Origin of the sequence: Chitinivorax sp. PXF-14, from assembly GCF_040812015.1 — a bacterium.
Lineage (GTDB): Bacteria > Pseudomonadota > Gammaproteobacteria > Burkholderiales > SCOH01 > JBFNXJ01.
In genome coordinates this window covers 82,482-92,589 of the sequence record NZ_JBFNXJ010000017.1, presented here as the reverse complement: position 1 = coordinate 92,589, position 10,108 = coordinate 82,482, and the positions used below count along the sequence as shown (strand labels likewise).

At 57.2% G+C, this 10,108-nt stretch carries 7 protein-coding genes; 4 read left to right on the top strand and 3 right to left on the bottom strand.

Going from position 1 to position 10,108, the window contains the following annotated elements; genetic code table 11:
* A partial coding sequence (locus ABWL39_RS17960; RefSeq protein WP_367794548.1) for a type I restriction enzyme endonuclease domain-containing protein occupies window positions 1-1,507 on the top strand: 1,507 nt, incomplete at its 5' end.
* Between the two features lie 47 nt (window positions 1,508-1,554).
* Here ABWL39_RS17960 and ABWL39_RS17955 read toward each other — a convergent pair.
* Window positions 1,555-2,085: a hypothetical protein gene (locus ABWL39_RS17955; protein WP_367794545.1), complete on the bottom strand. Its 531-nt coding sequence runs from the start codon at window positions 2,083-2,085 to the stop codon at window positions 1,555-1,557.
* A 1,202-nt stretch (window positions 2,086-3,287) separates the two neighbouring features.
* Between ABWL39_RS17955 and istA the strand changes: the two genes are divergently transcribed.
* The 3 genes from istA (at window position 3,288) to ABWL39_RS17940 (ending at window position 6,399) form a co-directional block, all read left to right on the top strand.
* A complete protein-coding gene (gene istA / locus ABWL39_RS17950) occupies window positions 3,288-4,823 on the top strand; it encodes an IS21 family transposase (RefSeq protein ID WP_367794542.1) in 1,536 nt (511 codons plus the stop codon).
* Window positions 4,820-5,572, top strand: coding sequence for an IS21-like element helper ATPase IstB (gene istB, locus ABWL39_RS17945; RefSeq protein ID WP_367794538.1), 753 nt, complete (start codon window positions 4,820-4,822; stop codon window positions 5,570-5,572). The genes istA and istB overlap by 4 nt, the downstream gene beginning before the upstream one ends.
* Window positions 5,573-5,814: 242 nt before the next feature.
* Window positions 5,815-6,399 (top strand): HAD domain-containing protein, encoded by a 585-nt coding sequence (locus ABWL39_RS17940; protein WP_367794535.1) that lies wholly within the window; start codon window positions 5,815-5,817, stop codon window positions 6,397-6,399.
* 240 nt (window positions 6,400-6,639) lie between these two features.
* Here ABWL39_RS17940 and ABWL39_RS17935 read toward each other — a convergent pair whose 3' ends face one another.
* The gene (locus ABWL39_RS17935) at window positions 6,640-8,895 is read right to left on the bottom strand and encodes a ThiF family adenylyltransferase (RefSeq protein ID WP_367794532.1); all 2,256 of its coding nucleotides are present in this window, start codon (window positions 8,893-8,895) and stop codon (window positions 6,640-6,642) included.
* Window positions 8,892-10,085: a metallohydrolase gene (locus tag ABWL39_RS17930; RefSeq protein WP_367794529.1), complete on the bottom strand. Its 1,194-nt coding sequence runs from the start codon at window positions 10,083-10,085 to the stop codon at window positions 8,892-8,894. Before ABWL39_RS17930 ends, ABWL39_RS17935 begins: the two co-directional genes overlap by 4 nt.
* Window positions 10,086-10,108: the final 23 nt, after the last annotated feature.

Here is a 10,108-nt window from a genome sequence, read left to right as displayed (position 1 = left end):
ACCCCGTGTGGCCAGCGTGGCCGCTGACCTGGTGGCGCACTTTGAAGAGCGCAGTACCGCCCAATCGGGCAAAGCCATGGTAGTAGCCATGAGCCGTGAAATCTGCGTTCACCTGTACAACGAGATCATCAAGCTGCGCCCCGACTGGCACGACCCAGACCCCGAGAAAGGCGCCATCAAGATTGTGATGACCGGCTCAGCCAGCGACAAAGCCCTTCTGCGCCCCCACATCTATGACGGCAAGGTCAAAAAGCGCTTGGAAAAGCGCTTCAAAGACCCCGCCGACCCACTGCGCCTGGTGATCGTGCGCGACATGTGGCTCACCGGCTTCGACGCCCCCTGCGTGCACACCCTGTACGTAGACAAGCCCATGAAGGGCCACAACCTCATGCAGGCCATCGCCCGCGTGAACCGCGTCTTCAAGGGCAAGCAAGGCGGCCTGGTGGTGGACTACATCGGCATTGGCAACGAGCTGAAAGCCGCCATGAAGGAGTACACCGCCAGCAAAGGCCGGGGTACTCCCACCGTGGATGCCCGCGAGGCGTACAGCGTCCTCATGGAAAAGCTCGATGTCCTGCAATCCATGCTGCATGGCTGCGATTACAGCGACTTCCTCACCGGGGGCCACCAAACCCTGGCCAGAGCTGCCAACCATATCTTGGGCCTGCGTGAAGAAGGCGGCAAGGATGGCAAACGCCGATTTGCCGACACCACGCTGGCACTGACCCAAGCCTTCTCCCTGTGCTGCACACTGGACGAAGCCAAGGCAGTGCGGGAGGAAGTCGCCTTCATGCAGGCCGTGAAGGTCATTCTGACCAAGCGGGACATCACCGCCAAGAAGCGCACCGACGAACAGCGCGACGAGGCTATCCGCCAAATCATCAGCAACGCCGTCGTGTCCGACCAGGTGGTGGACATCTTTGATGCCGTGGGCCTGGACAAACCCAACATTGGGCTGCTGGATGACGAATTCCTGGCCCAGGTGAAGAACCTGCCCGAGAAGAACCTGGCGGTGGAACTGCTCGAACGCCTGCTCGAAGGCGAAATCAAGAGTCGCTTCGGCAGCAACGTGGTGCAGGAAAAGAAGTTCTCCGACCTGCTGGGCAACGTGATCAAGCGCTATCAGAACCGCTCGATTGAAACCGCGCAGGTGATGGAAGAACTGGTCGAGATGGCCAAGAAGTTCCGGGAGGCAGCCAGCCGGGGCGAATTGCTGGGCCTCTCCGAAGACGAGGTGCGGTTCTACGACGCCCTGGCCACCAATGAATCGGCGGTCCGAGAGCTTACCGACGAAACCCTCAAGAAGATCGCCCACGAGCTGACCGAGAACCTGCGCCAGAACCTAACGGTGGACTGGTCTGAGCGTGAGAGCGTGCGGGCCAAGCTGCGGCTGATGGTCAAGCGGGTCTTGCGTAAGTACAAGTACCCGCCGGACTTGCAGGAAGAGGCTGTGGACTTGGTGCTGCGGCAGGCGCAGGTGTTTGGGGACAACTGGGGCGGCACCTAGCCTGACTACGGGGCGAACCGACGCGCCAATATTGATGAGCGCTTCGCTCACAGATTCTTGGTGCCGAAGGCTTTGATGGCATCAAGCAAGCCCTTCGCGAGTGTGCGAACGCCTGTCAAGTCATAGCTGCCGCCGATCTGTTCGTAGGCATAGCGGGCTTGAATGAAGTAGTTCGAGCACTTGGTAAGAAGCGGTGCTAGCTGTTCTCCTGACATGGCCAGGAACGCTGACTCAATGGCAGCCTGTGTGGGCAGTTCAAGAGACGCAAACACATCCGATAAGTTGTGCCCATGTGCCGTGGACATGATCTTGGCAGCCTTCACAAGACCGTCCGGGGTCAGGCCACCACCTACTGCCCCACCTTCTGCGGCCTTCAAGCTGAGTTCAGCACAGAGCGCATAGTTGACGATGAGCGGGAAGACAAATGTATTCAGGTCGACGCCCTCGGTTGTCCAAATCTGCTCTGCTGCTCTGTAGAACTGCTCGGCTGACACCCAGATTCGACCATTCGGCCGGATCAATCCCGAAAACTGCGGTGCATGCCTTGTGCTGCTGCGGCTGTCTTTTCTTTTTGACATATTTTTAAAGCGCTAAGTCCCAAGAAAAGAAGTCATTGTGTTCAGTTGCGCTACGAACTAATTGCGACTCGCAAACCGGTCAAGTTCGGCAGAGTGGATGCAGGGTCAGCGTCAAGTACAGCAAGACTACGGCGAACCGTCTCAATAGGGAAACGGCACGAGGCGCCGTTGGAGTAAACGCGGCACCAGAGCACTTTATGAAGACATTCAAAAAGCCCTTCCCATCGGTACCGGAGCGGCCTATGAGAGTACAAAATTCTGGGAAAAATCTCATAAGCACATGCTGCCGGCAAGAAGTGGAGGGGATCGTTCTCCAGCACTTCACCTTTGCGTGCAAGACACACCAGCGCTATGAATGCATCCAGGGAACGCTGGTTTCGCACGGCCAGGATCTGCGATCTGCCAGGAATAGTGTGATGAAAGCGACTTTCGCGAGCTGGGTCCGTATCGTGGAGGAGGATCTTGCGAATATTCCTCGGCATCTGCTCAATAACTTGGTGCAGACCTGAGATTGGAGGGAGGTCGGGGGACATGATTTGCCACAAGGGCAAATCACGCCAATACCTTAAGCGAACCGACCCAGCAGTTCGAGCCTCCACGTGGGTCAACGAATCATCATGTGGAAGTGTCCCTTACCGTTCACAAGATGCTTTTAGGAAAGCGCATCAACGCAATAGATTGCCTGTGCACACGTTCGAGTTGGCAGGCCGCAGGGGCAGATTTGCAGCAGCGACGGACATCGCCCAATGGCTATGGAAGCATCGCGATGTGTCGTCTCAAAACACTGCACCAAACAGATCTCATCGTTCAGGGTCAAACGATGACTTAGCAACAGGGATTCCCGCGTATCGCAGTGAGATGGGGCGTGAACTGCACACGCAATGAATCGGCCACACAGTTCTGGCGCCTAGCCGTCAAGACCCAGACGCAGCATGCGTTCAGAGGGTCCTGTTGAACCCAAAAGTAGATAGAGAGAGGAGAGTTCAGCCCGAATTCAAGAACCCGTACCCCAATTCCCGTCATCCAAAAAGACAAAAGCCTGAGGCGGCAACCTCAGGCTTTTGCAACTAGCCGTTAGCCAGTCAAGTACGTACTTGTGTGCTGGAGTATCGGACAGACACGCTTGCTCGTCAATAGCAGGCGTGATTGGGTGACCCCGTCCCATGCGCGTCTCATCGCGCAGTACATCCAGGAGCATGCCCTTGAGGCTTTCAATTCATTTGCAGCGAGAGATCGCTCGCCTTCATTTTTACGACAAACGCCAATCCAGCCGAGCAATCGGCAGGATGGTTGGCGTTTCGCACAACAGCGTCAAAGCTCTCAGGCAGGTCTTGGCGGAGAGTGGCCGACTCTGGCCCGAGCTGTCCTTGCTCGATGATCATCAGTGGAGATCGGTACTTAACAACCATGACAAATCGGTGGCTCAGAAAAAGATCACTCCCGATTGGAACTGGGTCCACGAACAAATGCAGCGCGAGGACGGCACGCTGGAGGTCATCTGGTGCGAGTGGCGCGAGGGGTGCCCCGATGGGGTCGGCTATAGCGCTTTCACAGAACACTATCGACGTTGGCGAAGGTCACTACACATAGTCATGCGGCAGCACCATGCTCCCGGCGACAAACTATTTGTGGACTTCGCGGGCAGAACAGTAGAGGTTCGAGACCCCCATGGAGGGCCATCCTCATTTGCACAGATTTTTGTGGCCGTCCTCGGCTACTCAAATCTCACCTATCTGGAAGCAGTTCCGAGCCAAAAGGTTGAACACTGGCAGCAGTGTCATATCAACTGCTTTTCTGCATTGGGCGGAGTGCCCCAGTGGATTGTCTGTGACAACCTGAAATCCGCAGTGCTTCGGCGAGGCCGCGACCACATTGATTTGAATCCAGCATATCGCGAATGCCTCGCTCACTATGACTCGGCGGTGCTGCCCACCAGAGCGCGGAAGCCCCAGGACAAAGGGAAGGTTGAGGTGGGCGTTCAGATAGCGCAGCGTTGGGTGCTGTTCCGTTTGAGAGACCGGGTGTTTTTCAGCTACGAAGAGCTCAATCAAGAGCTACGGCGGCTCACTGCCGACATGAATGCGCATCCATTCAAAAAAATGACAGGCAGCCGCATTCAGCGATTCAAAGAGGTCGAGGAAGCTGCATTGAAACCCCTGCCGAGCGCAGCATTTGAACCATGCCACTGGAAACGCTCTATTCGCGTCAACGCCGACTACCACGTCGAACATGGGGGGGTCTTTTACTCTGTCCCGTACCATCTGATTGGGAAGAAGGTCGATACTAGATTCACAGAAAAGACGCTCGAAATTTTTGAGTCGGGTAAGCGGGTGGCATTTCATGCATTGGAACTGACTTCCGTCGCGATGGTCACCTTGCAGGAACATCGCCCGATCGCACACCAACGCGTGCTTGACGCTGAACCTAAAGCCCTCCTTGAATGGGCAAAGACCGTCGGTGCGAATACGCACGCCATGCTGAGCCACCATTTGCAAGACCGCTCTGACATGGTGAATGGCATTCGCGCGGCCAAGCGACTCCGCGAGTTGGCGCGACTGCATGGGGAGTCTCGTCTTGAAGAGGTTTGCTCATACTCGCTGCCGTTAAACATCACGGCGCTACGAAGCATTCAGTCAATCTTTCGCAATCAACCGGACCGGCAGGCGCCCCCACTAATTTCACCTGTCGCACAACATGAAAATCTGCGCGGACCTTCCTACTACGGAGGCAATCCATGAGTGGCATTCATCAGACCATCACACGCCTGCGGGAGTTGCGCATGGGAGCCATGGCTGACGCTTTGAGCACTCAAATGGACACGCCATCCTTACAGCAGTTCAGCTTTGAAGACAGGCTCGGCATGCTGGTTGAAAGGGAGTGGGCAGAGCGCGAAAACAAAAAGTTGAAGCGCTTGATTAAAGGCGCAGCACTTCCTGAGCCAGCAAACCTCGAAGACCTGGACTCGCGTGCTAGTCGGCAGCTTGATCGCTCCCTCGTTTCATCGCTATCTAGTTGTGAGTGGATTCATCGTCACCAGAACCTCATCATCCTGGGCGCGACAGGAGTCGGGAAAACGTGGCTGGCATGCGCGTTCGGAACCCAGGCCTGCAGGCTCAAGCTCTCGGTAGTGTTTTACCGAGCCTCTGATCTGTACGCAGATATTGGCTCTGCGATGCTCGATGGCTCCTTGCCAAAGTTAAAGGCGGCGCTGATCAAGCCGCAGTTGCTCATCTTGGATGACTTTGGCATCGGCAACCTGAACGCACAAGCTGCTCACGTGCTGTTGGACGTTGTAGATAGACGCATGCGGTCCGGTTCCATCTTGATTACGAGCCAGTACCCGACAGATCAATGGCATGGGCTATTTCCTGATCCGACAATTGCCGACGCGATTCTTGACAGGGTTGTTCATCAAGCTCATCGGCTGCAGCTAAAGGGAGAATCCATGCGGAAGCTTCGCGCCGCAAAGCGGATGCAAGCGATGTAATGGTGGTCAGGGTGCTGGTTTGCCAGCGAGTACAGTGTTTTCAGCACCTTGACCATCATTGCTAGCAACGTGACCAATGGAGCCTTTCCATCTGACCAACCATCGGCCAAGGCCAAAATCTGCCGCTTAACACCGGGGATCGCACCATCATCCCGAGGGAGTTAGTTTGAATGACCTGAGCTCGCTCTGGCCATCCCGTCGTCCCCGAAGACCAAATAGCACCAAGCAAAACCCCTACGGCAATGCCCCCTGGCCAGAATTCCCCATATCTCCCGGCATCTACTCCGCGCAGTGCGGACGTCGTTCTGTATTTGGACCTTGATGGTGTGGTCCACCACGAAAAAGTACTCTGGCATCCCAGCAAGGGTATCTACATGAGCCCGTATGAGGCTGTAGGACATGCTCTTTTCGAATGGGTTCCTATCCTGGAGTCGGTTCTTGAACCTTACCCAACAGTCGCTTTGGTACTCAGTAGCACCTGGTGCATCCGTCCCGGATACAGCGCAACCCTAAAACGCCTTCCGGCCTCCTTGCGTGTTCGGTTTATTGGTGGAACGTACCACGGGCGTGTGCATGGTGTGGACCCCTGGAACCTGTCCATGTTCCGCTCCACCCCCCGGGGGGTGCAAGTTCAACAAGACGCTCAGCGCAGAAAACCCCGGCAGTGGATAGCTCTCGATGACGATTTGGAAGGTTGGCCAGACTCCTGTTTGCAAAATCTGGTTGCATGCGATGGCACTACAGGCTTGTCCAACCCCGATGTCCAACAGGAACTGAGGGAGAAGTTGCGCTGCTGCCTTGAGGCTTTGCCCGCCAAATCCTTGTAGTTTCTTAAAGCAAGCAGTTGGTAGGGGATGGGAGTCCTGCAAGAGCGGGTGTCAAATTCCGTCGCTTCACCTCAGCCAAAGGCACTCTTACAACGATTGCAGTAGTCCATGTGGAACCATGCAAAGACCGCGCTGGTTGGCGAAGCGTGTCATCATGGAACTGCATATCTTGCATCTTGATGGGCACGAGCCAAACCAATTTTCTTGCGTTACGCCAGTTAAGAGCCGGTAGCTCCGTATTTACCAGCGATCAACCGCACACGTGAGTCCCGTCGGAGTCCATACCAACGACACGGCGGGAAGACCGCCTGCATCCTCCGCGATGCCTCGCAATGTATTTCGGTCTATGCCCGAATGTGCGCCGCCTTTTGGGTGACTGTGCCAGGTGCCGATAAAAGCGAGATACCCCAAAGAGACCGCGTTTGCGGCGCGCAAGTTTTGAACAAGCCCATTGGTTCCGAGGACGAAGCGAGCGGCTTCTCGAACGCTATCGGGCGGGGCTTCAACAAGGCCCGCAATGGTGATGGTTCGATTTTCAAATGAGATGCGACCGACCAAGGCCCCACCTGTTTCCCGTGCGCCCCAGTGCAGCGCATCAGCATGGATCGCTTGCGCAACCGGGTACAGAATCCGAATGCTCCAGCCACCGTCGTCTGCCACCTCGAGCACAGTGGTCGGGCCAAGACTGCTGCGGGTCCATGCCATGCCGAGGCCTTCGGCATCCGAGACTCCGGCGCAAAGCGTCGCCTCCTTCGGAAGCCCATCAACGAGCCAGCGCTCCAGTTGCAACCCGGCCAGAGATGCAGAACGCGAAACAACGGCATCGGACATTGGCATCGTCAGTGAACGGCAGTTGTCGCCCACAAAGATGCGCGTCGGCTCAGACGTATCACCGGCAATCGAGGCACGCAGTTCCGGCACAAACCTGCAGCACTCGAACAAAAAGGCCGTGAGGTCATCAACCCGGCCGGCGCGACCAGCTCCTTCGAGCAGAACCGCAACACAGCGCCCCTGACCGTACATCACGACCCGAGCCAGCCGAGCAGGGGATTGATTCAGTGCCGCTGATTGTGATTCGGCGGCCAGCACCTGAAGCGATGCCGTAGTATCCACAATGAGAGCCGCATCCTGCGGAACGGTTGCCGCAAACTGTGCTGAATCGACCAGGAGAGTCACTGCATCAATGTCGAACGCCCGCGACTGAGGATGCGACAGCGATTCAAAGGCCGTCTTCATCAGCGCGGACTTCCGTGGCGGGACCAGCACCGACGCCCGCTCAATGAGCGCATGCCGCGCTGCATTGTGAGGCGACATGGATTCGTTATCGATGAAAGTCATTGAGCCGAAACCTGCTCGCCCCAGTTGCATGGCAATTTTCGAGCCAAGACTTCCGCAGCCAAGCACGACCAGGGACTGCGATGTGGCAGCGGATGGAATGCCGGACGTCCTAGCCAGCAATTCGGGAGACAACGCATGCGCGTGAAATGCCGGGTGAACCGTGGCGTTTCGCTCCAAGAGCGATTGAGCGTTCAGTTCATAGCGCACCACGTAGGGCAATACCTCGACACTTCTCCCTGGGGAACCCACCAGCGACGCAGGCCTTTGTACAGCCAGAATCACAATCGCGTACAAGCCATGCACCCAGCCACGCGAGTCCTGCTGCGTGTCCAGGATCGAGCGCCCGTAGTAGCCGTCTAAACCCTGGGTCAAAGCATCGCGATCGATGCCGAGTTCCCCTGCTCGATCGAGCAACGTCGCGAGATCGACAACCGTCTCTGGTTGATAGTGGCCAACCACATGCGGATGCCCCCCGGTCATTGGAGCGCGTGCGATGAAGGCCGCAACATGTCCATTCCCCCATTTACCCAGCTTGTCGTTGTGAACGTCTTGGGAAAACACAAGATCGACTTGCGCGGTCAGTTCGGCGTTGACGATGGCGTACAGACCGCCATCAATCGTCACGTAGCCTGCGGGGACTACCAAAATCGTGCCATCAGCGGGAGCAGCGGCAGCGACCTTTTCGGCACTGAATACCACGGTCGAAGGACAACTGTCTCGCCGCGTCGGCTCCCACCCCTGTTCAAGGTCCAGCAACGTCCCGGCTGCGGCCTTGTGCAGCCAAACGATCAACTGATCGACAATGGCGTCCAGACCAAATCGATGCAGCAGCTCGTCCAACGACCCCTCGAACAGGCAAGGCGAGACCAACTCGCCTTCACGATGGGGATTGATGTGCGGCAAGTTGAGCGGGAAGTCCGCACGCAAAAAAGGCTTGGGTGCGGACATGGGCCAGCCACGGCCGAATACCAGAACGCATGTCTCGACCGAGCGCACTCCGGTCTCGGATACGCCATTGCGCCGAGACCTGCTCGGCAGTTCAACAGCAACATCGACTTCAATCAGCGTCGATTCACCACTTTTCCTTGGCTCGCCAACGCGGACAAGGCCTCGATGCCGCTGAAGTTGATGCAGTGCGTCCGCGATGGTGCCGGTCATGATGCCCCGTGCGGCATGGGCGTGCGCGCGGAGGTGATGACGGCGGCGGCCTTCGATCCGGCTTCCTTCTTCGAGGGTGGCTGCACACCCTGAGCGGTGACGGTGAAAACGAGGGGCTCCACGGACTTTTCGCTCGGATATTCGCCCGTGCAGTAGAACTCGCCTTTTGCTTCGTCCACGATTGCTACGTACTCACGCTTTGCGCGGATGCAGGGCGGATCGCTGTCGTCGTCTGCGATCGGCTTGCAACTGGCGACGATAACGGCGCCGTCGCGGGTCTGCGAAAGCGCCTTGCGGGCATCGGCATCGAGTTTGGCCTTTTCACGGTAGTCCGACCAACTGTCATAGGACAGCGAATGCCAGGAACAGTGATGCGGTGCCTGCATGATGTCGTACCCAAGCACATCGGCTTCGGCCTTGTGGCGCTGCCACTGGCGGTTCCAGATGAATACCTCGGCATCGCCACCAGTAAGGAACTTCGCGCCATCCGGCGTCTGTGCATCAGCGGCCAATGTGATGTTCAGGATCACGCTGGACTGGTTCTTGACCAGGCACTCTTCCTCTTCTTCGTCGTCCTGGGCATCCAGGGGTGCCAAAAGAAACGCAGAGAAGAATGCAGAACTCTTGCCATTGATCGTCGAGAAGCGCGTGTCCACCTTCCGCACAATCGAGGTGAGGTCATCGGTTTTTCCGTCGATGTCTTCGCCCATGATCTGGATGCGGTCACCGTTTCCGACGGCGAAATTCTTGTCGCGGTTCAGCTGTACGCGCCGACGCGCCTCCGTGTTGAATGCCTTGGCGTCGTCGCTCAAGGTGTGCGTCTTGCTGGCGCGTCGAAACACGATCGGGGACGACCACATCTCGCGGATCACGATCTTCTTGTCCTTGTCGTCCTTCTTGTCATCCGGATACTTGTCCAGCGGCCCCAGGTGGAAATGCCGCGTCAGGCCTCGGCAATGGTCTTGGTCCGGGTGGCTCAACAGGAAGGCATCGACGTATGGCCTACCGTTCTCATCCTTTTTCAGCCGCTCGCGCAAGTCCTTGGCAACGTCGCGCACGTCCTTTCCGGGGTCGTCGGCGTCCTGCCGGATGTTGATGTCGATCAGCAGCGTCGTTGCGTCGAGGTCGCCGAACTTGATGAGCGTCATGTCCCCGTTATCGACGGGGAAAAACGTGATGGTGGTGGGCATGGGAGTCTCCGGGTAGACGACCG